This window comes from Blautia sp. HA9023 (assembly GCF_056504095.1).
In genome coordinates, this window is sequence record NZ_JBWLUR010000003.1 from 1 (window position 1) to 23,372 (window position 23,372).

Consider the following 23,372-nt stretch of genomic DNA (forward strand, 5'->3'; position numbering starts at 1 on the left):
ATTTGCGGAGCAAAACGGTCGCATTCCGTTTTTGAACAGCCGAATTGCTACCAGTCCAGTCTGTGTAATCTAATCCTTATAATGATAGTAGCCATCTCAGGGATGGTGAATACATCATTTTAAGGAGGATAATGTATGCAGTTGGATTACAAGGACATCATTATCAAACACTACGCGCTATCAATGTCCGGTAGCGAAATAGCTCGTCAGACTGGTTTCAGCAAGTCTGGCGTTAATGACTTCTTGAGAGCATTCAAGAAGTGCGAAGATCTGAGCTATCCATTACCAGCAGGCATCACTAACTATGGTATTGCCCTGAAGGTGTATGGATCTGTACCTGGATCAGGAGGTCGAAATGAGAACATCGAGTTACCTGATTATGAAGAGGCTGCCAAGCTTATGGCTACCCGTAAAAACATGACACTCATGTTTCTTTGGAACCGCTATAAGAAAAAGTGCGAAGAAGAAGGCACTCGTTTCTATCAATACAGCCAGTATTGTGAGCTCTACAACAAGTGGTGTGAAGAGAATTATGAGACCGCCCACTTTGATGCTGTTGTCGCGCAAAAGATGGAAGTTGACTTTGCTGGACAGACGTTCTCCATGACAGATCCTCTTACCGGTGAGATTATGACCATCGTCGTTTTTGTAGCTATCCTGCCTTATTCACAGTATATCTATGCAGAAGGAATGCTCTCAACGAAGGAGCCACAGTGGATTGATGTCAATAATCATGCATTGAATTACTTTGGTGGAGTTCCTGCATTAGTAGTCTGTGATAACTGTAAACAAGCTGTTATCGTTAATCAAGACTGGATTGAACCTGAACTAAACAAAGATTATGCTGACTGGGCTGACCACTATGGCACCGTTATTCTTCCAGCGAAGGTTCGTAAGCCGAAGTTCAAAAGTTCTGTAGAAAACGCAGTAGGCATTCTCGAGAAGGGCCTCTTCCACAAACTTGAAGAACGCCAGTATTTCTCACTGGAACAGTTTAATAAGGATCTCTGGAAGGAACTGGAGGCTCTGAATAAAGAGCCATTCAAGAAGAAAGAACACAATAGATACTACTATTGGGAAGAAGAGAAACTTGAATTGATGCCGCTCCCCTCCATGCATTACGAGTACATAGAGAGAAAAACGGCAAAGGTGTCAAGTGACTTCCACGTACGCTTTGACAATGCTTATTATAGCGTAGATAAAGCGTTTTTGCATAAGAAAGTATCTATTAAGGCATCTTCAACTGTTGTTCGTATTTATTCTCTTGCCGGAGAGTTCCTTTGTGAATGGCCCAGAGCTACCCGCAAAGGACAGTGGTCAACCAATCCTGAACACTTGCCAGATAACTATAAAGGATTCACTCTGTGGAATGGTCCTTACTTTATCCAGAAAGCGCAGCTCATTGGCAGGAATACAGAAACTGTTATCCGGACGATCCTCAAATCCAGACCATACGAAGTACAGACCTATCGTATGTGCTTAGGTATTCTGAACTTTACAAAGAAGTATAGCAATAAGGCTCTGGAGGAGTGCTGTAAGCAAGCGATTGCTCTGAATAAGCAAAAATATACCTTTATTAAAAATACGATATCTGTTGTAGCAGATGATCTCGGAGAGGCAGGATACCGTCATTCCACACCTACAAAGAAAGAACCGGTACGAGGAGGGTACGTAATGCCACCGGAAGCTTCCAGTATCGACACTCTTTTATCACGCAGCAAGGCTCTTGCTGATCAGATGCGAGAGGAGGTCGATGAATGATGCTTACAGGAACTGCACTGATAAATGAACTCGTTGATGAACTGAACGAACTTAAGCTTTCCACTATGGCAGCTACATTGGATGATCTGTATCACAAACCCGGATTTCTGGAAATGGATCGACTTACGCTTATTGCAGAACTGATTGGACCACAGTTTCAGGAAAAGGTCAGCACGACATTAAAGAATCGCTTAACAGCTGCACATCTGAAGGGCTCACCTGAAGAATTGTCAGGCTGTGTGGACTCTGACAAGCGGGAGTATCTGCCTGCTGGTATAACAGAGGTGCTTTCCTCTTTTGACTTTATTGAAAGAGGTTACAATGTCTGTATTCTCGGAGAATCAGATTCCGGAAAATCTTACCTTGCAAAAGCTATCGGCATAAAGGCCTGCAACCGATATAACGTCGGTTACTTTCACAGCGAGGAACTTCTGGAAAGCATGGTAGCTCTTAAAGAGCAAGATTACGATAAATATGCCCGCAAGATGAAGAAGTATCTCAAATGGGAGCTGATCATCCTGGATGATTTCCTGCTCCACACAATCACTGACGAAAGAGAGATTAAAATCCTCTTTGAGCTTCTCGAGAAGCGGAACGAGCAGAGAAAAAGCACCATCGTATGCTCACAGCGTGATCCGGATAACTGGAAAGCAATGATTCTCAACGATGAGGTATCTGCCAATTCCATCATGAAGAGAGCTACAAAACACTACACGATTAAGATTAACACACGATAAGCGGTAATCTTCTAACTAAAAAATGGGCGGCCGTTGGTTTCGGAAAACGGCCGTTCTAAAACAGAATGGCGACCGCTGGATGCCGTAAACTGCAGTAGAATATTTGGAAAAGAAATGGTTTATGATCTGGTATGGAATGAACCTTATTCAGGTGATTATAATGTGGTTATGCGACATATCTGCAATATCAGAGAAAAAATAGAAGATGATCCTGGACAACCATTATATATACAAACAGTACGAGGTGTAGGATATCGGTTTAATGGGAATTTAGGCAGCGAGTGAAATCGCTGCCTATTATTATGGTTTTACAAAGAAGGGAGTTGGTTATGAGAAGATCTTTGTATTTCAGGAGCATCCTGTTTGAGATATTTGGACAGGTTTTGATGTATCAATTCCAACTCTTTTATTTCTTGCTTAAAGGAAACGTATTGAGTATTTAGTGATTCCTTTCTGGAAATAAGATCTGCAATTTGCTCTTGCAACTTATTGGAATTAAGATGTTTCAGGTTTATACCATTTTCCTGTAAAATATGTTCAGCACCCGTGAAAAGAATAATTTGAGATTCATATTTACGGAAATAACGATCTGGATCTTTGGAGCTTTTATAATGGTCGTCGTAAATTTTATTTTTCTGATATTGTTCGGCATATTTTAGCATTTCTCGAAGATGGCGTATCTGAGACTCGAGAGAAACAACAGAGGTATTTACCTCTTTTTGCTGCATATGTAACAAGGCTATGCGGTCTTCAAGTTCTGAAAAATTATGTAGATTATGTGTGAACATCTTGTTATATTCAGCAGAGACAATTTTTAAATTTTCCTTATTTGCCCATTTCTGAAATCCAATGTTTCCTGCTATATTGGGAGTGTTGGTGTCTATTAACTTATTACGAACAGAAGGAACAGTAGTTCTGTGAAGCTTATTATTAATGCGTTCTTTGATACGTTCCTTAGTAAAGTTTTTTCCTAAAGATTTAGCACTTCCACGCACTGGACGGGACATATCGGGAGAACGAAAGGTAATGTATTTTCTGCTGTTTTCGCCAAATTTTGCGTTTTTTATTTCATATCCTTTAGCTTCCATAAATGTAAGAAATTCTGAATAAGTGGAAACGATTCGGATTGTCTGGTTGATATCTTTTCGCAGCTGCGCTTTTTTACTGGATTCAGATTTATTTGCAGCCCATTCATTGTATTTCATTCCCTTTTTACCATCTGGCATAATTGTGGACAGGTTATGTTCCTGGCATAAAGTGTCGCTGAGATTTCGTATTTTCCAGTAATTCTTTTTACAGTCATGATAATGAGAAAAAGTGATATTATCTGCAGAACAGAAAATTAAATGGTTATGTACATGACCTTTATCAATATGTGTTGTCAGAACATAGGAGTATTTTCCCTCCAGTAAGCGATCCGCAAGTTCTTTGCCAATTTGATGGGCTTCTTCATAGGAAACTTCACCAGGGGAAAATGCCTGAATCAGATGAAATGCCTTATTTGTATTGTGCGGATCTCTGCAGTCATGTGTATGATCCAAAGTGTATTTAAAGTCAAGAACTGCTGTTTCAGGAGAGCAGGCAAAGGAAGAAATATATAGTTTCTGGTCTGTTTTATCTGGATTGCAGATGTATTCTATTGCTTTATCAACGGTTGTTTTGATACCATGGATTTTTGTAACTGCCATATTTTTTCCATTAACTCCTTTATATCGTCCAGATCCTTTTGGTAAACTGCATTGGTGCTGTTTATACGATGGGTGATCTGATTCAAATTGCTGCTGATATTGCCCAACAGGGTATTCATTTTTCGGATATGAGAGTAGTCTACTTCATATACAAATCCATATAAGATCATTTTCCGTAGAAAGGCAGATTTGCTTTTCATCCTGGAAAGACGATATTTTTCTTCTAAAATGTATTGTTCGTCATCATTCAAATAAAATTGTACGGGATGAATTCTGGTACGTTTGCTCATTGAAATCCTCCAATTCGTTTTTTTCTATAAAAAAGAGTACAAAAAAACTGTCTAACCAGTTCGGCTATGACAGTTATGGTACTTGGTTTTTTGTTGGTTTGGACAGATGTATCTGTAAGTTATTTTAACAGGACTGGGTGAAAGCGTCAAATTAAGAAATTATAAAATATGAGAGGGCCAGGGATACTCCCTGATACATTTTGGTAGAATGAACCGGAAAGGGAATTTGACAAAATGAGCCAGGTGTCATGACACTGGCAGTGCTTGCTTCTTTTGGGGTGTAGCCTGCAAAGCAGGCTATGCAAAAGCTATAAAACATAAATAGAACTGTGAGAAGTGGTTGAGAATACAATCCTGATAGCGTATAATCAGAGAAAGAAATCGTAAGTGAGGGATAAATTTGAAACGTGAAGAAATTTTTCAATATGTAAAAGAGCAATATGGAACTGAACCGGAATATTTATGGAAAAAAGATCCTGATTCTGCGGTGCTTCGACATAAAAATGGAAAATGGTATGCTATAATTATGGTAGTGGAAAAGAAAATACTGGGATTAGAAGAAGATGGAAACATTGACATCCTGGATGTAAAATGTGATCCTGATCTGGTTGGGATGATTATTCAAACGTATGGATTTTTACCGGGGTATCATATGAATAAGCAACACTGGATTACGATTCTTTTGGATGATTCTGTCAGTGAAGCTAAGACGCTGGATTTTCTGGATATGAGTTATGATTTAATTGACAGTGGGAAGTAATAAAAAAGGAAGCCTTTCAGAAAAATCTCTGATTGGCTCCCAGGTATTCATTCTGGATATGTATAAGTTGATCTTTGCAACAGGATATTTTCCCAATCTCGTTCATGGCGCAACACTCGGAGAATATGAATCTCTTTTGTTTCTTCCATTATAATATAAAAAATAATAGATGGCGGAAAAGATCTTTTATGTATGGAATATCCTCTGTACAGAATTTGAGTTCGGGGAAAGGCAGTACTGAACTGGCCTAAATTCTGCATTTGTTCTTTCAGATCAGATTGAAAACGGTCAGCACGTTGCTGGCCGAATTCTTCTTCAATATAATCTGCAATGTCTGTGACATCGTAAATTGCTTCCCAGGTTAAAATAATTTTATATTCTTGCATTTCTTCGTGCATCCCTTAATTCTGTGATTTTGCGAAAAGCATCTTCCAGTGGCAATTCACGACCAGCTTCCATATCATCAATTCCCCGGTCTAACATGCGGAGAAGATGATTGTTTTCCTGGTTTTTATCGGTTGTAGGGACTTTTTTTGTTAATTCCATGAAATCACTCCAATCATACGGTTTATAAATAGTGTATGTTGTTCAGAAGTATCTATCCATAGTTTAGCATAGAATGGGCAGCAATACAATTGAATTATTTTGCAGGAGCGTCCGTCAGACCAAGAAGATATTCGCAGGAAACATTAAATACTTCGGCCAGTGCGACAACTTCGTAGTCGGGAACGAAACGTGTGCCTTGTTCAATTCGCAGGATTGCCAGATCATTAAAATCATATCCTGCAAGTTGTAATTTGGCAGCGAGTGTTTTCTGAGTAAGATTATGAGCCTTTCGTAATTCTTTTACCCGTTGTCCTATTCTGTTTTTACTGTTCGTTTTTTTATCCCAATAAATAATCATTCTGATCCTCAAAAGTTTCTAAAGATGAAGTATTATTATTGATTTTAAGGAAAAATATTGTTACTATACTTCTAAAGATGAAGTTTTTGGGAAGTTTATTTGATTTTTGAAATAAGAAAATGATAATGCTGCCTGTAATGAGAAATAATTCTAATGAGAGGTGGAAAGAAGATGAATGAATTTTATGAAGCAGTATCGAATTTATTTGAGGAATTGCGCTGTGACTCCGGAGAAAGAGAATATACAGTACAGCCGGAAGAATGGAAAGAAGCAGAGAAGAATTTGAAACAAATACAAAAGAAGCTGCCACTACATCTGGAAAAAATCCCAGAGCGTGAGCAGAATTTCTGGAATAAATATCTGGATCAGTTAGAACATTTCCATTATGAAGAGGAGCAGCGGGCTTATTACCAGGGAATGATGGATGTAGTTGAGTTTCTTATTAATATAGGGGCAATAAAGAAATCCACGAATGTTAAGAGAATGATAGAAAAATATGCACGTTAAGAGTGGCGGTATGGGAAACCATACCGCTTCTTCAGAATAATTCAGATAGAATTCAAATGAATTTCAGGGATCTTGTTTATCGTGGTCTGTAGGAATTTTGTATGTGCGCAGGTATGCTTCTACGATGGCAAGGATAGCGGTAATTTGCTCATCGTTGCATTTTGACAGGTACATGAGCAGGCGTTGATAATCAAGATTATCTGTATGATTGTTTGGATAAAACAATGGTTCAGGAGGAACATTTAAAGCGCGTACCAGTTTTCTGATTTTATGAAAACTCGGAACTCGGCCCCCATTTTCAATTTCCTTTAAATATCGGCTGGACATTTCTGCTTTTTCAGCTAATTCTTCATAAGTCAATTTTTGCTCGTGTCGGGCGTTCTTAAAAAACAATCCCAGTTCTTTATCTGTTTGTTTTGGCATATGATACACCTCCATGTTTAGTGTATAGTTCCCTTTCTTGAAAGAAAATGAACTAATATTTCACTAAAAAAGAGGGTGATATTTCACTTTTTAAAAGACATATAAAATTCTGAATTTCCGTAAAACAGATCCGGAGGTATAGGAAAGATTAAGAATTTTATTGTCTGGTATCATATCCGTCATTACGTGACGGATGAAATAGATAAATAGTTCAAAAAAGCAAATAAATTTCTTTACCTCAAAAAGTGAATTATATGCCACAAAAAATGATGGCAAAATATTATCTTTTGATATAAATAGCGTCCGATGGGCTAAAAACTACCCATTAGGACGTTTTTTATATACCTCAAAATACAGGAAAAACAATTTTCTCGTATTTATTAAGAAATTTTTTAAAAATTTCTTCCCACACCCCGACAAATGCACTCATCCGTTTGGGATATGTGTGAAGGGGAAGCAAGAACTTTGCTTATTGCCTACCGGCGGGGAAGGAGGTGAACTCTTATGGAGCAATCCTCTTTTCAAGATGAGCAGACAGTCAGACATCAGTTTGATTCTCTGTGCAAGCTGGCATTGAAAAGTGAAGTTATTAATTATGAAAAGCATATGGCATATCGCCAGAAGTATGAAGTGATGTTGTCAGAATTATCAGAAAAGGAGTTGAGCAGACTTTTTATAATGGATGAGCATGAAATGGAAACACATCGTTTTCAGGTCCTGGGTTACGACATAGAAGTCAAAGATGCATTGATTGCTGAAGCACTGCAGACACTTACTGAAAAGAAAAGGAATGTTGTGTTATTATCATATTTTATGGATATGAGTGATGCAGACATTGCCAGAGAAATGAATCTTGTACGCAGCACAATTAATGAGCATCGTAGACGATCACTGGAACTGATGAGAAAAAATATGGAGGAATCTGCAAATGAAAAAAAGTAAAAAACAGAAATGCGCATTTGATTTGCTGCCATTCCATGTTATTGAGGCAGCATCAACTGGTGATACTGAGGCAATCCAGGCAGTGTTGAAGCATTATGAAGGGTACATAACAGTTTTGGCTACCAGAAAAATGTTTGACGAATTTGGACAGGTGCATTACTGTGTAGATGAAACTCTGCGTCAACGCCTGGAAGCAAAACTGATTACTAAGACCTTGGGATTTGATACGAAATCATATGTAAGGAAAAGTAATCAGTAAAGGGAGTATTTAATATAGATTCCTTTTCCCCTTCAGGAATTTTTGTACCTTGAAAATTGTATATTGTTTTACATACAGGACGTGAAGATATGTAGAGCCACTAGGTAAATCCGCCATGATATATCTGCTCTGTTAATGGAGTAAATACGAGGAAATGCTGAAATATAACATTGAAGTAAAGGTATGGAGCGAGAAGAATTTGACAAAATGTGTAGCAGCTGCACAGGGCGACGAAGCATATCTGTGATAATGATACTTCCAGAAAAAATCTGGTCATATTTAATGACGGTGCAAAACCGATGTGGGCAGAGTACTGAACTGCCACCTGTATTGTAATTTTATCTGCCGATGACAGTGTATAAAATTGTAAATTGTCATGGGCAGATAAAAATGTTTTGTCCAAAGAGAAAAGGAGGAGAGAAGAGTGGCGATTAAAATTGAAAAAGGTAAGATTCCAATTTGGGAAAAATATATGCTTACGGTGGATGAAGCAGTGCAATATTTCGGAATAGGTGAAAAGAAAATAAGGATGCTTATTTCGGAACATCTAAATTCAGAATGTTGCTTTACAGTCCAGGTGGGGTGTAAGTCATTGATTAACCGTAAGAAATTTGAGGCCTTTCTGGATCAGACTACGTCTTTGTAAAAAATATACGAACAATTTAGCACTTTAAAGTGGAAATGTTAGCCCTGGTATGATATAATACCTATATCGTGCTAGGGCTTCTTCGTAGAAAGGGGCGAAGACGTTTGGGTAAAACAAAACGTGACCAAAAACGACGAGATAAAAAAGGTCGAATTTTACGAAACGGAGAAAGTCAGAGAAAAGATGGAAGATATGCGTTTGTATATACAGATTGTTATGGAAAGCAGAAGTTTTTGTATAGTTGGAAATTAGAGCCAACAGATTCTCTGCCAACTGGATGCAGACCATGCTTAGCTCTAAGGGAAAAAGAAAAAAATATCCAAAGAGATTTACATGATGGTATAGTACCTTACGGAGGAAATTTAACAGTTTTGGATTTGGTTCAAAAATATATTGGACAAAAAAAGGGGGTTCGTCATAATACTCAGGCGAACTATGATTTTGTGATCAATATAATAAAAAAAGAAGAATTCGGAACCAGAAGAATAGATAAAATAAAATTGTCGGATGCAAAAGCATGGTTTATTAAGCTGCAAGCAGATGGAAGAGGATACAGTTCCATTCACAGTGTGCGTGGAATTGTAAGACCTGCATTTCAGATGGCAGTTGAAGATGATTTACTGCGCAAGAATCCTTTTGAATTTCAATTATGTACAGTTGTCGTAAATGACAGTGTTACAAGACAGGCAATTACAAAAGAACAGGAAGAGTTATTTCTGGAGTTTATCCGAAATGATGACCATTACTCAAAATACTATAATGGAATGTTTATTTTGTTTAAGACTGGACTTCGTATTTCTGAGTTTTGTGGATTGACAGTGAAAGATATTGATCTTCAGGAGAGAAAAATCAATGTGAATCATCAGCTTCAGAGAACCAGAGGAATGCAGTACGTCATTGAAGATACCAAAACTTCAAGTGGAACACGAATGTTGCCGATGACAAATGAAGTTTATGAATGTTTTGAACAGATTGTGAAAAACCGTAAAAAAGTAAGGGTTGAGCCGATTATAGATGGATATAGTCGATTTTTATTCCTGGATAAAAAAGATATGCCTGAGGTAGCACTCCATTGGGAAAAACATTTTCAGTGGGCGTTAGGAAAGTATAATCGTACTCATGAGGAACAAATGCCAAAGATCACGCCTCATGTATGTAGGCATACATATTGTTCCAATATGGCGAAAGCTGGAATGAATCCGAAAGCACTCCAATATTTAATGGGACATTCTGATATAGGGGTTACGTTAAATGTATATACGCATCTGGGATTAATTGATGCAAAAGAAGAGATGAATAGGATTGCAAAACTGGCATAGTATGATAAAATAATAGAAAAAAGAATTAAAAATAATCTGATTATAAGGTTCTTAGAGAGCCTGTTTTCTAGGCTGGTTATTACTAAGAAGTTACTAAATTTGGATAAGAAAATATACGAATTTATGCTGTGATATACAGGAAAATGACAGGATTGAAGATTATCGGAAAATGCCTGTAAACAGCGTAAATACAGCATTTCAAGGAGTTTTAAGCAATGATAAGAGTGTTATTTGTATGCCACGGCAACATATGCCGCTCAACCATGGCCGAAAGTGTTTTCACCTACAAAGTAAAAACACTCGGTCTTTCAGAGCAGTTCCTGATCGACAGTTTTGCGACAAGTACCGAGGAGATTGGGAATCCGCCGCACAGAGGAACTGTAAAGAAACTTCGTGAAGTGGGAATCCCACTGATTCCGCACAGAGCGAAACAGATCACATGGGCGGATTATAATAAATTTGACTATATTATCGGTATGGACACTGCAAATATACGGAATCTGAACCGGGTGCTGAGAAATGATCCGGAAGATAAGATTTATAAATTTCTCACTTTTTCAGGATCTGGACGTGATATTGCAGATCCGTGGTACACGGGAAATTTTGATGAAACTTATGAAGATGTGTTGGAAGGATGTGAGGGATTTCTGAAATATCTGAAGGAACATGGAGAAATTCAGTAACAGGACATCAACAGGATCCTCTGATGAGACATAAATGTGAAATAATATAAAAGATTTGACAGTAAAAGGCAGCGAAAGCTGCTTTTTCTGTCGATGAAAACTTCTTTACAAATTCAGAAACTTCTCTTATACTGTTCTATACAGCAGACAACTCAAAGATATATATTTATTCTATTCATTCAATAATTCAATTCAGAGGTTGCCGACCTGTTGAGGGCTGGCACCATCAAATCAGGACATTCGTCCGCATTGTTTCACAGAAAGGAATTAAATATGGAAAAAGGCTATGAAATGTTTATCACAGATCTGAGGAGGCTTCTTCTTGCTGCTATGGATATGGAAGAGGAGAAGATTTACTTTGCAAAAAAAGGCGAAAAGTATGGCTGCACAGGAGACAGGCTTTTTGTGGAGTGCGGAGATATTGAAAAGTCGCGCCAGATCTGTGGATTACATACGGAAGAACTTTATGAGCGGTACTGTAAAGAGCACAAACTGGAAAATATCATTCATGACTGTGTATGTGAAATAAAAAAAGCCAGAGAAAACTGTGTTATCTGTGACATAGAGCAACTGGAGAATTACGAAAAAGTGAAAGGAAAACTTTTTATCCGCCTTCTTAATGCAGATAAAAACAGAGATGTCCTGAAAGATACGATCCATCATAAAGTCGGGGATATAGCGCTTGTGCTTTATTATATGGCAGGAGAAAAAGACGGATATATTCTTAGTACAAAAGTAAAAAAACATTTTCTGGAACAATGGGAAAAAGATCCGGATATAGTTTTTGAGGCAGCACTGGTAAATACATATTTTATCAGTCCACCCAGAATATATCACTGGGAAAAAATGCTTTTTGATAAGGAATACAGGGGAGATAATTTTATGGACATATTGGGATCCTATCATCCGAATAAAGGGATATCAGGGAATTGTCTCAGCACAGAAAAACGTACTAATGGAGCAGCAGCAATCTTTCTTCCAGGTGTAGCCCGACGTCTTGCAGAGCTTCTGGAGTCTGATCTGTATCTTGTGTTTACCAGCATTCATGAAGTAATGGTACATAGCACAGATAAAGTTTATCCCGAAGAGCTGAAAGAGGTTCTCCTGGATACAGTCAAAAAAGCAACTCCGGAAGAAGATTATCTGACATCGTCCATTTACCGATATAGTCGACGTACCGGGGAGTTTTCTGTAGAAGTGAAATAGAAACGTAGATAAACAAAAAAGAACCAGGATGGAAATCCTGTCTGCAGGAATAAAATCCATCTTGGTTCTTTCTATATAGATTCTGCAGAAATTTTAACTGAGAAGAGCAGAATCATTGGAAAATTCTTCGCCGCTGGCTTCTTCGAATTTGTCAAGAAGATCTTTTACAGTAAGTTTTTTCTTTTCCTCACCCTGGATATCCAGAATGATCTTTCCCTCCCACATCATGATCAGACGATTGCCATGAGTGATAGCATCACGCATGTTGTGGGTGATCATCATGGTTGTCAGGTGATCACGGTTTACGATCATGTCGGTGATCTCGAGGACTTTGGCAGCAGTTTTTGGGTCGAGAGCTGCGGTATGTTCATCCAGAAGAAGAAGCTGAGGCTTTTTTAAGGTTGCCATCAGAAGTGTCAATGCCTGACGCTGGCCACCGGAGAGGAGTCCGACTTTGGAAGTGAGCCGGTCCTCAAGACCAAGACCGAGAATCTTCAGGAGTTCGTGGTATTCTTCCCGTTCCTGGCGGGTAATGCCCGGACGGAGAAGGCGGGATTTTCCGCGGCGTTTGGCAAGAGCGAGATTTTCTTCAATTCCCATAGTTGCAGCAGTTCCGGTCATAGGATCCTGGAATACACGGCCAAGATACGCGGCTCTTTTATATTCGGAAAGTTTTGTGACATCGGTTCCACCGATGATGATCTTTCCGGAATCTACAGGCCAGGCACCTGCAACTGCATTCAGCATAGTGGATTTACCGGCACCGTTTCCGCCGATAACAGTAACAAAATCGCCCTCGTTCAGATGGAGATCCACGCCATTTAAGGCAACTTTTTCATTGATAGTACCCGGATTAAATGTTTTATGTATATCAATCAATTTCAGCATGATTATTTACCTCCCTGTTTGGCTTTTGTAAAATATTTGCCCTTCCAGTATGGAAATGCAAGAAACAGTGCAACAACAAGGGCAGAAAGCATTTTCAGAAGGTCCGTATCAATTCCCATCCAGATAACAACCTGGAGTACCAGATAATAAAGAATGGAACCAAATACAACACTTAAGAGCTTCAGTGCAAAGTTGCGGAAAATACGGCTGAAGATTGCTTCACCGATGATAACGGCAGCAAGACCGATAACGATGGAACCACGTCCCATATTAATATCCGCAAATCCCTGGTACTGTGTAAGAAGAGCTCCGGAAAGAGCAACCAGTCCGTTGGAAAGCATCAGAGCAAGGACTTTGTTACGGTCGGTGTTGATACCCTGTGCACGGGACATGCTTGGATTACATCCGGTAGCACGTAAGGAACAGCCAAGCTCTGTTCCAAAGAACCAGTAAAGAATCGCAATCAGAATAACGATCATAATGGCTACAATAAAAAGAGTGTTTTGTGTCAAGGAAACACCTTTAACACGTCGAAGGGATACCAGAAGATTAAATTTATCAACATTGATCGCCTGGTTTGCTTTTCCCATGATCTTCAGGTTAACAGAGTAAAGGGAAAGCTGTGTCAGGATTCCGGCAAGGATAGCCGGGATGCCCATAAAGGTATGAAAAATACCGGTGGCAAGACCGGCCAGAAGTCCGGCTCCTGTTGCAGCCAGCATGGACACCCATACATTGTGTCCGCTGAGCATCATCATGATACAAACAGCGCCGCCTGTACATAAAGTTCCGTCAACGGTAAGATCCGCAATATCAAGAATGCGGAATGTAATGTACACACCGATCGCCATGATTCCCCAGATAAGCCCCTGTGCGGCAGCTCCTGGAAGTGCGGTTATTAAACTCATAATCTGCATGTTAAATTATCCTCCTCTTTTTTATGCACGAACAGCGAGAAGGGGAACTCCCTTCTCGCTGTATCAGTGTATAATAGGTTTTTTACCGATTATTCAGCTGTTTTATCTGTTTCGATTGCTTCATATCCATCCGGAATTTTAATACCAAGCTCGTCACAGATGTCTTTGTTGTATTCTTTTGTGAATTTTGGTGCATATTCAATCGGCATTTTGGAGATATCTTCGCCATCCTGAAGGATGCTGACTGCCATTTCGCCGGTTTTGTATCCAAGGTCATAGTAGCTGATGGAAAGAGTTGCAACACCACATCCCTGGCAGATACCTTCCTCACCTGCGATTACCGGAACTTTTGCCGGAAGACAGATGTTGTTGATGATCTCTGTATTGGAAGCAACTGTATTATCTGTTGGTACATAGATTACATCACTGTCATTGGCAGCTGTAGTAACAACAGAAGAAAGATCGTTGGAATCGGAGAATGCATAATACTCACATGTATATCCAAGTTTTTCAAGAGCATCCTTGACTGTATCTACCTGATACTGGGAATTCGGCTCTGCGGAGCAGTAGAGAAGTCCGACATTTTTCGCATCCGGGAAAAGTTCATGGAGCATATCTGCCTGCTCATCAAGTGGAGCAAGGTCAGAAGTACCGGAAATATTTCCGCCTACTGTGCCGTCGAAATCATCAATTCCGAGAGCGACACCGTATTCTGTAACGGCTGTTCCAAGGATCGGGATATCGGAAGTTCCTGCAGCAGCAGCCTGAAGAGATGCGGTTGCGTTTGCGAGGATCAGGTCAGTTCCTTCAGAAACAAAGCTGTTGATAATCGTAGAACAGGTATTGGAATCACCCTGTGCATTCTGCTCATCAAATTTTACAGAATCACCCATCTTTTCGGTGATAGCATCCTCAAAACCTTTGGTTGCGGCATCCAGTGCATCATGCTGAACCAGCTGACAGATACCGATGGTGTAAGTTTTTTCTTCTTTGGCGCTTACTGTGGCAGCACAGGTTCCTGTTACAAGAGCTGCTGCGAGTACAGCTGTTAAAACACGCTTTTTCATATTGTTTTCCTCCTCACGATATAGTTGCATCTTTTTGAATATTAAAAAAGCAACACTGATTGTGTTAGTATAACGCTTTAGCACTTAAAAGTCAAGAAGAATTAACGTGAAAATGCGTTGATTGAAAAAAATATTCAGGACAAATCCGGGAAAATCCTCTGTATGGTCATAAATATCTGTCCGGTAAAATAAAATGATAAACTTATGCACAGGAAAAAGACAGATTCATATCTTATTATGACTGGATATTTTTGTAGGGAGAAAAATATGGCATATAAGATTGTTCTGGATGCAGGCCATGGTGGGGAAGATCCGGGAGCTGTTTATAAAGATCGTAAAGAAAAGGATGATAATCTGAAACTGGCACTTGCTGTGGGCAGGATTCTGGAGGATAATGGGGTAGACGTGGTGTATACAAGAACTACGGATGTTTATCAGACTCCTTTTGAAAAAGCGAGGATAGCTAATGAAACAGGTGCTGATTATTTTATTTCTTTTCACAGAAACAGCAGTCCGCAATCTGGACAATACAACGGAGTTGAGGTATTGGTTTATGATAAGAAAGGCATAAAGTACCAGATGGCACAGAATATTGTAGGTGCACTTGGCGAGTTGGGATTTCAGGAACTGGGAGTAAAGGAAAGACCAGGGCTTGTTGTTCTCCGAAGAACTAAAATGCCGGCACTTTTGATAGAAACCGGATTTATTAATTCGGAGAAGGATAATCAGCTTTTTGATGAGAAGTTTAAAGAGATTGCCAAAAGCATTGCAGATGCGATACTGGGTACCCTGGATGATGAAAAAGTAGATGCTCCGTTATATTATCGTGTACAGACCGGGGCTTTTCGAAATAGAGAAAATGCGGACCGGATGCTGTATCAGCTGACAGATCAGGGATTTCCGGCATTTATCCTGAAGGAGAATGATCTTTATAAAGTTCAGGTGGGTGCATATCTGCAGCTTGGTAATGCGGTGAATATGGAGCAACGTCTCAGAGACCATGGGTACAGTACCGTGATCGTTACAAGATAAAACAGGAGATCCGGATAGAATCTGAAACAGTATCCATGAGAAAGCATGATATGATACACAAAAATGAAGAAGATCAGAAATGTTTGTTTTTGCAAAAAGAATATTTCTGTTTGAGATACAACAGGGAAGGAAAACAGAGAATGTATGAGGAATTTTTAAAACAGATCGAAGATTTTATATTTATAGAAGATAAACCGGAAAAAGCGGATGTGATATTTGTTCCCGGAAACGGATATCCGCAGATGGCCGAAAAGGCGGCACAGCTGTACAGGTGTGGAATGGCGCCGAAGATACTTCCAAGCGGGAGATACAGTATTACAGCTGGAAAATTTGCAGGAGTGCTGGAAAAAAAAGAATATTATACCGGGGCTTATAAGACAGAATGGGAATTTTTAAGAGATGTCCTTATGAAAAATGGAGTGCCCAGGGAAGCTATTCTGAGAGAGGATCAGGCTACGTTTACTTATGAAAATGCAATCTACTCCAGGCAGGTAACAGACAGAGAGCACCTGAATATCCAGAAGGCGATTCTCTGCTGTAAAGCCTGCCATGCAAGACGTGCATTAATGTATTATAAAATGCTTTATCCGGACACAGATTTTTTTGTATGTTCATGTTGTGTGGATTCGGTTGATAAAAGTAACTGGAGTGAGACAAATGAGGGAATTGACGAAGTAATGGGAGAAATGACACGAATAATCAAACAGTTTTCTGTGATGCTTAAAAAAAATTAATTTGGGGGTGTCGTAAAAAAAAGAATTGTGTTATAATGCTTTTGACGAAAAAACGAAATATCTGTTACGAAAGATTAACAAGATATTAATTTTTGGAGAAATATTAATTCGGGCGCGTGATAAATGCGTTCGATATTTTATGTAAAAGAATTTTCAGATAAATAACAAATATAAAACGAAGATTTTGAATATAGAGGTGCAGATTATTATGAAAAAGAATACAAAGATTACTTTTAGCAGAAGCTTTTCGATATTGGCAGCAGCGGCGTTATCTATGACATTGATGGGGGGACAGGCATTCCCGGCATATGCGGACAGCACTTCCGGTGTTGAATCCGGGGCTGTGATTCCGGACAATATTACGATTGACAGTCCAACTGCACTGAGAAATATTGCACTTCCATCTAATTCATATGGAACACTTTCCTGGGTGGATGGATCTTATATCCCGGAGAAACGTGTGCAGTCCTGTGAGGTTGTATTTAAACCGTCAACCAGTGCAGATCTTTCCGGACTTCCAGGATGGGACAGCGCTTCAGGAACGATCACCGGTTATGTAACTGTTGTTGTCAGCAGTCTTGACAGCACTTCAGAGGAGTATGTGAGCGATGAGGACAGGGATTCTTATGAATATGAGGAATCCGATGAAAAAGAAAAGAATACTTCCGACAGTGATGAGGACAGCTCAGATACGTCTGACAAAGAAACAGTAGAAGAAGATAATTCCAACGAGAGCGGAGACCAGAAAGATACTTCGGAAGACAGCAGTGCTGTTGAAGATCAGAATAAAGAAGATACAGATTCTTCTGGTGATAAGGATGGTCAGAATACAGATGGCCAGAACAAATCGGACCAGAAACCCCAGATAATGGAGACACCGGAGGCAACCGCAACACCGGCTGGAGAAGACGATACGCCGGACAATGAGAAACCGGAAGTAACAGAAACACCGGAAGTGAGCACAACTCCTGCAGCAGATGATAGCACCGCAGATTCTGATCCTGCAGATAGTAAAGCAGATAATAAAGATGACGCTCCAGAGGTAACAGAGACCCCGGATACAACAGAAATCCCAGAGATCACAGAAAAACCGGAAGATAACAAGGATAATATTTTTGACAGAAAAGACGATGCAGAAGATAAACGTCCTCAGAATGCGGCTACTGATCTGACAGATGCGGAGAAAGCTGCAACTGCTGTACAGAATCATACCTGTGATGGAATCACAGTATCCGGTATTGACCTTCCGTGGTATGTGCAGTTCCGTGTTTCCGGAGGTGATGACTACCAGTTTACCAATGAAGAGGATGCTGCGATCTTTAAATCCTATGAATTTGAACTCTGGGATACTCAGAAAAATACAGAATATGAGATTCCAGATGGAGAATACATCAGTGTAACCGTGCCGGTAAAAGCAGGCTATACATATTCTATTGAGCACCTTCTTGACAATGGCGCTATGGAAACGATCATCCCGAGTGTGGATGGAGATACCATGACTTTCAGTACGCATTCTTTCAGTCCGTTCGGTATTGCGGGAAGTAAATCTCTGGTAGGACCGGATGCGGGAAGCGACAGCAGTGTGACAGTGACACCGGCAGCGGATACTTCTTCCACAGATACGGGAGCAGGCAGTTCGACTGATACTTCCAATGACAGCGGTGAAAGCACAGATGAAATGGATACATCCAAAGATCTGTCTTCCGGAACAGCAGAGTTGACAGACTCTTCTTCACAGAACGGTACTGAGAGCAGTGAGTCCGAAGACCAGTCTTCACAGGCGAAATCCAAGAAACAGGTAAATACCGGAGATACGACACAGATTCTTCCTTTTGTAATTCTGTTTGTGGCAGCGACAGTTGTAGCCGGTGTGGCGGTATTCCTCAAAAAGAGAAAGAAATAAAATTAATAAGAATAAGAGTAAAAGTCCTCCCGTATAATGAGACTGGGAGGGCTTTTTATGCGTGTAAAAACAGTGTTGTGGTCATTATTACTGTCTTATGGGCTGACAGGACTTTTTCTTTTGCTTCTGGCTTTTCTGCTTTTTCAGTTTGAGCTGGGCGAAGGAGCGGCAGCTGCAGGAATTGTTTTTATTTATGTGGTGTCCTGCCTGGCCGGAGGTTTTGCCGCCGGCAGAATTATGCGTAAGAACCGTTATCTGTGGGGAATTGTTACAGGGCTGTCTTATTATGTTCTACTGCTTCTGGTATCTTTTCTGGCACAGGGAAAATGGGATATGACTTTTATCCATGCAGTGACTACTTTTTTTATGTGCCTGGGCGGCGGAGCCATCGGGGGAATGCTGTCGTAAAAGCTTGCAAAAAAATGCTTTGAAAATCGACAATTTTATGCTATACTAGGCGGAGAATAGAATACATAAAGGAGGATATATCATGGAACATATCAAGACATTAAATACAAAGAACCTTCAGAACACGGTTAAGAAGGGTGGATGTGGCGAATGTCAGACATCCTGTCAGTCTGCTTGCAAGACTTCCTGTACAGTAGGAAACCAGAGCTGCGAGCATAAATAAGAAGCAGCCGTTGAATGAGTGGAAAGCAGCGGGAGACCCGCTGCTTCACTTGTTTTATCTGAAAGTAACAGGTATCCAGCAAAACGCGCCGGAGGGCGCGTTTTGTCGGGTTATAAAAGATTTTTAGAAAGGATTGCGGGAAGATGAGTCTGATTCACCGTTATCAGAGTAATGGATATAATATCGTGCTGGACATCAACAGCGGCTGTATCCACCTTGTAGATGAAGTAACCTACGAGGTACTGCCGTATCTGGAAGAAGGCATGGAAGCGGATGCTATTGCCGAGAAGCTTGGCGACCGTTTTAAGAAAGAAGATGTGGAAACATCAGTAACTGAATGTAAGAAGCTAAAGGAACAGGGAATGCTTTTTACAAAGGATATTTATGAGAATATCATTGACGAATTTACCAAGAACCGTCAGACCGTTGTAAAGGCTCTCTGCCTTCATATTGCCCATGACTGTAATCTGGCATGCAGATACTGTTTTGCGGAAGAAGGAGAGTATCATGGAAGACGTGCGCTGATGTCCTTTGAAGTTGGAAAGAAGGCACTGGATTTCCTGATCGCCAATTCCGGTTCCAGAAAGAATCTGGAAGTGGATTTCTTTGGTGGCGAGCCGCTTATGAACTGGCAGGTTGTAAAGGATCTTGTGAAATATGGAAGAGAGCAGGAGAAGCTTCATAATAAGAAATTCCGTTTCACACTGACAACCAATGGCGTTCTTTTAAATGATGAGGTTATGGAATTCTGTAACAAAGAGATGGGAAATGTAGTTTTAAGTGTGGACGGAAGAAAAGAAGTCCATGATTACATGCGCCCGTTCCGTAAAGGTGCAGGAAGTTATGATCTGATCATGCCGAAATTCGAGAAATTTGCGGAGTCCAGAAATCAGGACAAGTATTATGTAAGAGGAACCTTTACCCATCATAATCTTGATTTTTCCCAGGATGTTCTTCATCTGGCTGACCTTGGCTTCAAACAGATCTCTGTGGAGCCGGTTGTAGCAGCAGATACAGAAGAGTATGCCATCCGTGAGGAGGATATTCCTCAGATCCTGGAACAGTATGACATTCTTGCAAAAGAAATGATCAAAAGAGAAAAAGAGGGAAAAGGATTCAACTTCTTCCACTTTATGATCGACCTTACCGGTGGTCCGTGTGTATACAAACGTCTTTCCGGATGTGGCTCAGGAACTGAGTACCTGGCTGTCACACCGTGGGGAGATTTTTATCCATGCCATCAGTTTGTCGGTGAGGAACAGTACCTCATGGGTAATGTAGACGAGGGAATCACAAAACCTGAAATCGTAAAAGATTTCGGAAGATGTAACGTCTACACCAAACCGGACTGTAAAGACTGTTTTGCCAGATTCTACTGCAGCGGCGGCTGTGCGGCAAACGGCTATCATTTCGGGGGAGATATCCGGGGAAATTATAAGATCGGATGCGAACTCCAGAGGAAGCGTGTGGAGTGCGCTATCATGATAAAAGCCGCTTTGGCGGAATAAGAGAGGAAAAAGAAAATGAAGAAAAGTAGAGGAATTGCAGTGCTGCTTCTGACAGCGATTGTCACAGTATTCTTCTGCTATGTGGCTGCGGTAGGCATTGGCCCTACAGGTACAGGTTCGGCTAAGAACATCAACACCGGACTTGATCTTGCCGGCGGTGTCAGCATCACATACCAGGCCAAGGACAGCAATCCGAGCAAGGAAGACATGTCCGATACTGTTTACAAGATGCAGCAGCGTGTTTCTCAGTACAGTACTGAGGCACAGGCGTATCAGGAAGGTTCCAACCGTATTACCATTGAGATTCCGGGAGTATCAGATGCAAATGCGATCCTGGAAGAACTTGGAAAACCAGGTTCCCTGTATTTCATCGATCAGACAGATGCAGACGGAAACCAGAACTTTACAACAGGAAACAGCGAGAGCGGATATGTCCTTGCAAGAAGCATCGAGGATATCCAGAAGGCCGGTTCTGTTGTACTGGAAGGTACAGACGTTGCAGATGCTGAGGGAGGTGCTTATCAGGATTCATCCACAAGCTCCCAGAAATACGCAGTCAGCCTGACTCTTACAAAAGATGGAAAAACCAAATTTGCGGAAGCTACCAAGGCAAATGTTGGCAAGCAGATCGCAATTGTATATGACAATCAGGTTTTAAGTGCTCCGAATGTAAATGAGGAGATCTCCGGCGGAAAAGCTCAGATCACCGGAATGGCAAGCACAGAAGAGGCACAGAACCTTGCTTCTTACATAAGAATCGGTTCCTTAAGCCTTGAGCTTACCGAGCTTCGTTCCAGCGTAGTTGCTGCACAGCTTGGTGAGGAAGCTATTGCTACAAGTGTGAAAGCCGGAGCAATCGGTCTTGTGATCGTTATGCTGATCATGATCATCGCATACCGCATTCCTGGTCTGGTTGCATCTGTTGCCCTGGTCCTTTATACAACTTTAATGCTGATCACACTGAATGCCTTTGATATCACCCTTACGCTTCCGGGTATTGCAGGTATCATTCTGGGCATTGGTATGGCGGTGGATGCCAACGTTATCATCTACGCCAGAATCCGTGAGGAGATCGCGGCAGGTCTTTCGGTCCATGCAGCGATCAAGAGTGGATTTAGCAAAGCGTTTTCCGCTATTTTTGATGGAAACATCACAACATTGATCGCAGCCTGCGTGCTGATGTGGCTGGGCTCCGGTTCCGTTAAGGGATTTGCTTATACACTGGCAATGGGTATCGTGATCTCCATGTTTACAGCACTGGTTGTGTCCAGATTTGTGATCAATGCAGTATACGCAGTTGGTGTCCGTGATCCGAAATTCTACGGCGTTGCCAAAGAGCGTAAGGTTGTGGATTTTGTTGGAAAGAGAAAGATCTTCTTTACCATTTCCATTATCCTGATCCTCTGCGGACCTGTGGGAATGCTGATCCACAGCAATGTGATCGGTGATAAAGCCATGAATTACAGTCTGGAGTTCTCCGGCGGTACTTCTACCAATGTAACCTTCAACAAAGAGATGGATATCAAGGAGATCGACTCTGAGGTAACACCGGTTGTTGAGGCCGTGACAGGAGATAAGAACGTACAGCCGACCAAAGTTCAGGGAACCAATCAGGTAGTGATCAAAACACGTTCTCTGGACCTTAAGGAACGTGAAGCACTGAACAAGGCACTGGAAGAAAACTTTGATGTAGACACAAGCCTGATCACATCTGAGAATATTTCCGCTACCGTTAGCAATGAGATGAGAAGAGATGCTATCGTAGCCGTTATCGTAGCTGCGATCTTCATGCTTCTTTACATCTGGTTCCGTTTCAAGGATATCCGCTTTGCAAGCAGTGCGGTACTTGCACTTCTTCATGATGTCCTGGTTGTACTTGCATTTTATGTTATTTCCAGAACATCTGTAGGAAATACATTTATCGCGTGTATGCTGACGATCGTAGGTTATTCTATCAATGCCACCATCGTCATCTTCGACCGTATCCGTGAGAATATGAAGGGCAGAAAGAAAGTCGAAGATGAGAAGTTGAAAGAGATCGTAAACACCAGTGTTACAGAAACTCTGACACGAAGCATTTACACATCTCTTACAACTTTCGTTATGGTTGCGATTCTTTATGTGATGGGCGTTTCCTCTATTAAAGAATTTGCAGCACCTCTGATGGTAGGTATCATTGGCGGAGCATATTCTTCTGTATGCATCACAGGTGCTCTGTGGTACACCATGAAGACTTTCAGAAAGAACCGTACTGCCGCACCGGCAGCTGCAGCAGCGTCCGTTCAGACTTCCTCTGAGAAAAAGGCAAAACAGCCATCCGGACAGCCGGCAGCCCCGCAGCAGCCAAAGAAGAAAAACCGTAAAAGAGTTGCTGAGCGTCTTGCGGCGCAGGAAGCAGCAAAACAGCAGAGCGACGAGGAGAAATCCGAGTAAAACTGCCAAATAACAGAAACGTTCCGTATCGGGAAAGATAATTTCCCGGCGGAACGTTTTTTTTATGCGGTGTTTTCTTGTGCGTCACAAAAAACTTGCAGCCAGACGGGATTATGGGTTACAATATTATTATT

Annotated in this window: 27 protein-coding genes; 18 read left to right on the forward strand and 9 right to left on the reverse strand. The window is 40.9% G+C overall.

Annotated elements, in window-relative coordinates; translation table 11 throughout:
• Positions 1–135: 135 nt before the first annotated feature.
• Genes istA through AC04Q6_RS02095 form a run of 3 tightly spaced genes read left to right on the forward strand, consistent with a single transcriptional unit; the run spans position 136 to position 2,783 of the window.
• Entirely contained in the window at positions 136–1,761 is a 1,626-nt protein-coding gene (gene istA / locus AC04Q6_RS02085; RefSeq protein ID WP_118071400.1) for an IS21 family transposase, read from the forward strand.
• Positions 1,758–2,498, forward strand: coding sequence for an ATP-binding protein (locus AC04Q6_RS02090; protein WP_235816130.1), 741 nt, complete (start codon positions 1,758–1,760; stop codon positions 2,496–2,498). The genes istA and AC04Q6_RS02090 overlap by 4 nt, the downstream gene beginning before the upstream one ends.
• Before the next feature lie 33 nt (positions 2,499–2,531).
• Positions 2,532–2,783: a winged helix-turn-helix domain-containing protein gene (locus AC04Q6_RS02095; RefSeq protein ID WP_330636743.1), complete on the forward strand. Its 252-nt coding sequence runs from the start codon at positions 2,532–2,534 to the stop codon at positions 2,781–2,783.
• A 23-nt stretch (positions 2,784–2,806) separates the two neighbouring features.
• Here AC04Q6_RS02095 and AC04Q6_RS02100 read toward each other — a convergent pair whose 3' ends face one another.
• A complete protein-coding gene (locus AC04Q6_RS02100; RefSeq protein WP_118071399.1) occupies positions 2,807–4,186 on the reverse strand; it encodes a relaxase/mobilization nuclease domain-containing protein in 1,380 nt (459 codons plus the stop codon).
• A complete protein-coding gene (locus tag AC04Q6_RS02105) occupies positions 4,135–4,476 on the reverse strand; it encodes a MobC family plasmid mobilization relaxosome protein (protein ID WP_118063470.1) in 342 nt (113 codons plus the stop codon). The genes AC04Q6_RS02100 and AC04Q6_RS02105 overlap by 52 nt, the downstream gene beginning before the upstream one ends.
• Before the next feature lie 400 nt (positions 4,477–4,876).
• Here AC04Q6_RS02105 and AC04Q6_RS02110 point away from each other — a divergent pair, with 400 nt between their 5' ends.
• Positions 4,877–5,236, forward strand: coding sequence for an MmcQ/YjbR family DNA-binding protein (locus AC04Q6_RS02110; RefSeq protein ID WP_019162150.1), 360 nt, complete (start codon positions 4,877–4,879; stop codon positions 5,234–5,236).
• A gap of 47 nt (positions 5,237–5,283) precedes the next feature.
• Here AC04Q6_RS02110 and AC04Q6_RS02115 read toward each other — a convergent pair whose 3' ends face one another.
• The 3 genes from AC04Q6_RS02115 to AC04Q6_RS02125 all read right to left on the reverse strand — a co-directional run bounded on the left by AC04Q6_RS02115 (position 5,284) and on the right by AC04Q6_RS02125 (position 6,140).
• Entirely contained in the window at positions 5,284–5,622 is a 339-nt protein-coding gene (locus tag AC04Q6_RS02115; RefSeq protein WP_019162149.1) for a type II toxin-antitoxin system RelE/ParE family toxin, read from the reverse strand.
• Complete coding sequence (locus AC04Q6_RS02120; RefSeq protein ID WP_005426514.1) at positions 5,609–5,782, reverse strand: hypothetical protein; 174 nt, start codon at positions 5,780–5,782, stop codon at positions 5,609–5,611. Before AC04Q6_RS02120 ends, AC04Q6_RS02115 begins: the two co-directional genes overlap by 14 nt.
• 94 nt (positions 5,783–5,876) lie before the next feature.
• Positions 5,877–6,140, reverse strand: a complete 264-nt coding sequence (locus AC04Q6_RS02125) for a helix-turn-helix domain-containing protein (RefSeq protein WP_015541275.1) — start codon at positions 6,138–6,140, stop codon at positions 5,877–5,879.
• A gap of 171 nt (positions 6,141–6,311) precedes the next feature.
• On the opposite strand from AC04Q6_RS02125, the gene AC04Q6_RS02130 reads away from it, so the two are divergent.
• On the forward strand, positions 6,312–6,647 hold the full coding sequence (locus tag AC04Q6_RS02130; protein ID WP_005426510.1) for a hypothetical protein: 336 nt from the start codon (positions 6,312–6,314) through the stop codon (positions 6,645–6,647).
• 63 nt (positions 6,648–6,710) lie between these two features.
• On the opposite strand, the gene AC04Q6_RS02135 is transcribed toward AC04Q6_RS02130, so the two are convergent.
• Entirely contained in the window at positions 6,711–7,070 is a 360-nt protein-coding gene (locus tag AC04Q6_RS02135; protein WP_015524620.1) for a helix-turn-helix domain-containing protein, read from the reverse strand.
• A gap of 504 nt (positions 7,071–7,574) precedes the next feature.
• On the opposite strand from AC04Q6_RS02135, the gene AC04Q6_RS02140 reads away from it, so the two are divergent.
• The 6 genes from AC04Q6_RS02140 (at position 7,575) to AC04Q6_RS02165 (ending at position 12,125) form a co-directional block, all read left to right on the forward strand.
• Positions 7,575–8,012 carry an RNA polymerase sigma factor gene (locus AC04Q6_RS02140; RefSeq protein ID WP_005426505.1) on the forward strand — a complete coding sequence of 146 codons (438 nt, stop codon included), beginning with the start codon at positions 7,575–7,577 and terminating at the stop codon, positions 8,010–8,012.
• Complete coding sequence (locus AC04Q6_RS02145) at positions 7,999–8,271, forward strand: helix-turn-helix domain-containing protein (protein WP_015541278.1); 273 nt, start codon at positions 7,999–8,001, stop codon at positions 8,269–8,271. Before AC04Q6_RS02140 ends, AC04Q6_RS02145 begins: the two co-directional genes overlap by 14 nt.
• Before the next feature lie 424 nt (positions 8,272–8,695).
• Positions 8,696–8,917, forward strand: coding sequence for an excisionase (locus AC04Q6_RS02150; protein WP_021650362.1), 222 nt, complete (start codon positions 8,696–8,698; stop codon positions 8,915–8,917).
• A gap of 104 nt (positions 8,918–9,021) precedes the next feature.
• Positions 9,022–10,236, forward strand: coding sequence for an integrase DNA-binding domain-containing protein (locus tag AC04Q6_RS02155; protein WP_476389500.1), 1,215 nt, complete (start codon positions 9,022–9,024; stop codon positions 10,234–10,236).
• Between the two features lie 215 nt (positions 10,237–10,451).
• Positions 10,452–10,919 (forward strand): low molecular weight protein-tyrosine-phosphatase, encoded by a 468-nt coding sequence (locus AC04Q6_RS02160; RefSeq protein ID WP_118071398.1) that lies wholly within the window; start codon positions 10,452–10,454, stop codon positions 10,917–10,919.
• Between the two features lie 273 nt (positions 10,920–11,192).
• Positions 11,193–12,125 (forward strand): DUF5688 family protein, encoded by a 933-nt coding sequence (locus AC04Q6_RS02165; protein ID WP_021977268.1) that lies wholly within the window; start codon positions 11,193–11,195, stop codon positions 12,123–12,125.
• A gap of 93 nt (positions 12,126–12,218) precedes the next feature.
• On the opposite strand, the gene AC04Q6_RS02170 is transcribed toward AC04Q6_RS02165, so the two are convergent.
• The 3 genes from AC04Q6_RS02170 to AC04Q6_RS02180 form a co-directional block, all read right to left on the reverse strand.
• Positions 12,219–13,013 carry an ABC transporter ATP-binding protein gene (locus AC04Q6_RS02170; RefSeq protein WP_021977269.1) on the reverse strand — a complete coding sequence of 265 codons (795 nt, stop codon included), beginning with the start codon at positions 13,011–13,013 and terminating at the stop codon, positions 12,219–12,221.
• Between the two features lie 2 nt (positions 13,014–13,015).
• Entirely contained in the window at positions 13,016–13,930 is a 915-nt protein-coding gene (locus AC04Q6_RS02175) for an ABC transporter permease (protein ID WP_118071397.1), read from the reverse strand.
• Positions 13,931–14,019: 89 nt separating this feature from the next.
• Entirely contained in the window at positions 14,020–14,997 is a 978-nt protein-coding gene (locus AC04Q6_RS02180) for an ABC transporter substrate-binding protein (protein WP_021977270.1), read from the reverse strand.
• A 267-nt stretch (positions 14,998–15,264) separates the two neighbouring features.
• On the opposite strand from AC04Q6_RS02180, the gene AC04Q6_RS02185 reads away from it, so the two are divergent.
• The 7 genes from AC04Q6_RS02185 (at position 15,265) to secD (ending at position 23,238) form a co-directional block, all read left to right on the forward strand.
• Complete coding sequence (locus AC04Q6_RS02185; RefSeq protein WP_021977271.1) at positions 15,265–16,029, forward strand: N-acetylmuramoyl-L-alanine amidase; 765 nt, start codon at positions 15,265–15,267, stop codon at positions 16,027–16,029.
• Positions 16,030–16,169: 140 nt separating this feature from the next.
• Entirely contained in the window at positions 16,170–16,763 is a 594-nt protein-coding gene (locus tag AC04Q6_RS02190; protein ID WP_021977272.1) for a YdcF family protein, read from the forward strand.
• Positions 16,764–16,971: 208 nt separating this feature from the next.
• Positions 16,972–18,666, forward strand: coding sequence for an ICP22 family protein (locus AC04Q6_RS02195; RefSeq protein WP_118071396.1), 1,695 nt, complete (start codon positions 16,972–16,974; stop codon positions 18,664–18,666).
• A gap of 57 nt (positions 18,667–18,723) precedes the next feature.
• Complete coding sequence (locus tag AC04Q6_RS02200) at positions 18,724–19,074, forward strand: TIGR04086 family membrane protein (RefSeq protein ID WP_021977274.1); 351 nt, start codon at positions 18,724–18,726, stop codon at positions 19,072–19,074.
• 82 nt (positions 19,075–19,156) lie between these two features.
• Positions 19,157–19,297, forward strand: coding sequence for a six-cysteine ranthipeptide SCIFF (scfA, locus tag AC04Q6_RS02205; protein ID WP_015524633.1), 141 nt, complete (start codon positions 19,157–19,159; stop codon positions 19,295–19,297).
• A gap of 143 nt (positions 19,298–19,440) precedes the next feature.
• On the forward strand, positions 19,441–20,805 hold the full coding sequence (scfB, locus tag AC04Q6_RS02210) for a thioether cross-link-forming SCIFF peptide maturase (protein WP_021977275.1): 1,365 nt from the start codon (positions 19,441–19,443) through the stop codon (positions 20,803–20,805).
• Positions 20,806–20,820: 15 nt separating this feature from the next.
• The gene (gene secD / locus AC04Q6_RS02215) at positions 20,821–23,238 is read left to right on the forward strand and encodes a protein translocase subunit SecD (protein ID WP_118071395.1); all 2,418 of its coding nucleotides are present in this window, start codon (positions 20,821–20,823) and stop codon (positions 23,236–23,238) included.
• Positions 23,239–23,372 lie beyond the last annotated feature (134 nt).

Excerpts from the sequence above, each read along its gene's own strand:
- scfB (WP_021977275.1), top strand. The coding sequence starts at position 19,441 with ATGAGTCTGATTCACCGTTATCAGAGTAATGGATATAATATCGTGCTG.
- AC04Q6_RS02115 (WP_019162149.1), bottom strand. The coding sequence starts at position 5,622 with ATGCAAGAATATAAAATTATTTTAACCTGGGAAGCAATTTACGATGTC.
- istA (WP_118071400.1), top strand. The coding sequence starts at position 136 with ATGCAGTTGGATTACAAGGACATCATTATCAAACACTACGCGCTATCA.
- AC04Q6_RS02130 (WP_005426510.1), top strand. The coding sequence starts at position 6,312 with ATGAATGAATTTTATGAAGCAGTATCGAATTTATTTGAGGAATTGCGC.
- AC04Q6_RS02170 (WP_021977269.1), bottom strand. The coding sequence starts at position 13,013 with ATGCTGAAATTGATTGATATACATAAAACATTTAATCCGGGTACTATC.
- AC04Q6_RS02175 (WP_118071397.1), bottom strand. The coding sequence starts at position 13,930 with ATGCAGATTATGAGTTTAATAACCGCACTTCCAGGAGCTGCCGCACAG.
- AC04Q6_RS02200 (WP_021977274.1), top strand. The coding sequence starts at position 18,724 with ATGCGTGTAAAAACAGTGTTGTGGTCATTATTACTGTCTTATGGGCTG.
- AC04Q6_RS02195 (WP_118071396.1), top strand. The coding sequence starts at position 16,972 with ATGAAAAAGAATACAAAGATTACTTTTAGCAGAAGCTTTTCGATATTG.
- AC04Q6_RS02090 (WP_235816130.1), top strand. The coding sequence starts at position 1,758 with ATGATGCTTACAGGAACTGCACTGATAAATGAACTCGTTGATGAACTG.
- AC04Q6_RS02140 (WP_005426505.1), top strand. The coding sequence starts at position 7,575 with ATGGAGCAATCCTCTTTTCAAGATGAGCAGACAGTCAGACATCAGTTT.
- AC04Q6_RS02165 (WP_021977268.1), top strand. The coding sequence starts at position 11,193 with ATGGAAAAAGGCTATGAAATGTTTATCACAGATCTGAGGAGGCTTCTT.
- AC04Q6_RS02125 (WP_015541275.1), bottom strand. The coding sequence starts at position 6,140 with ATGATTATTTATTGGGATAAAAAAACGAACAGTAAAAACAGAATAGGA.
- AC04Q6_RS02105 (WP_118063470.1), bottom strand. The coding sequence starts at position 4,476 with ATGAGCAAACGTACCAGAATTCATCCCGTACAATTTTATTTGAATGAT.
- AC04Q6_RS02100 (WP_118071399.1), bottom strand. The coding sequence starts at position 4,186 with ATGGCAGTTACAAAAATCCATGGTATCAAAACAACCGTTGATAAAGCA.
- AC04Q6_RS02145 (WP_015541278.1), top strand. The coding sequence starts at position 7,999 with ATGAAAAAAAGTAAAAAACAGAAATGCGCATTTGATTTGCTGCCATTC.
- AC04Q6_RS02190 (WP_021977272.1), top strand. The coding sequence starts at position 16,170 with ATGTATGAGGAATTTTTAAAACAGATCGAAGATTTTATATTTATAGAA.
- AC04Q6_RS02185 (WP_021977271.1), top strand. The coding sequence starts at position 15,265 with ATGGCATATAAGATTGTTCTGGATGCAGGCCATGGTGGGGAAGATCCG.
- AC04Q6_RS02180 (WP_021977270.1), bottom strand. The coding sequence starts at position 14,997 with ATGAAAAAGCGTGTTTTAACAGCTGTACTCGCAGCAGCTCTTGTAACA.
- AC04Q6_RS02135 (WP_015524620.1), bottom strand. The coding sequence starts at position 7,070 with ATGCCAAAACAAACAGATAAAGAACTGGGATTGTTTTTTAAGAACGCC.
- secD (WP_118071395.1), top strand. The coding sequence starts at position 20,821 with ATGAAGAAAAGTAGAGGAATTGCAGTGCTGCTTCTGACAGCGATTGTC.
- AC04Q6_RS02160 (WP_118071398.1), top strand. The coding sequence starts at position 10,452 with ATGATAAGAGTGTTATTTGTATGCCACGGCAACATATGCCGCTCAACC.
- AC04Q6_RS02120 (WP_005426514.1), bottom strand. The coding sequence starts at position 5,782 with ATGGAATTAACAAAAAAAGTCCCTACAACCGATAAAAACCAGGAAAAC.
- scfA (WP_015524633.1), top strand. The coding sequence starts at position 19,157 with ATGGAACATATCAAGACATTAAATACAAAGAACCTTCAGAACACGGTT.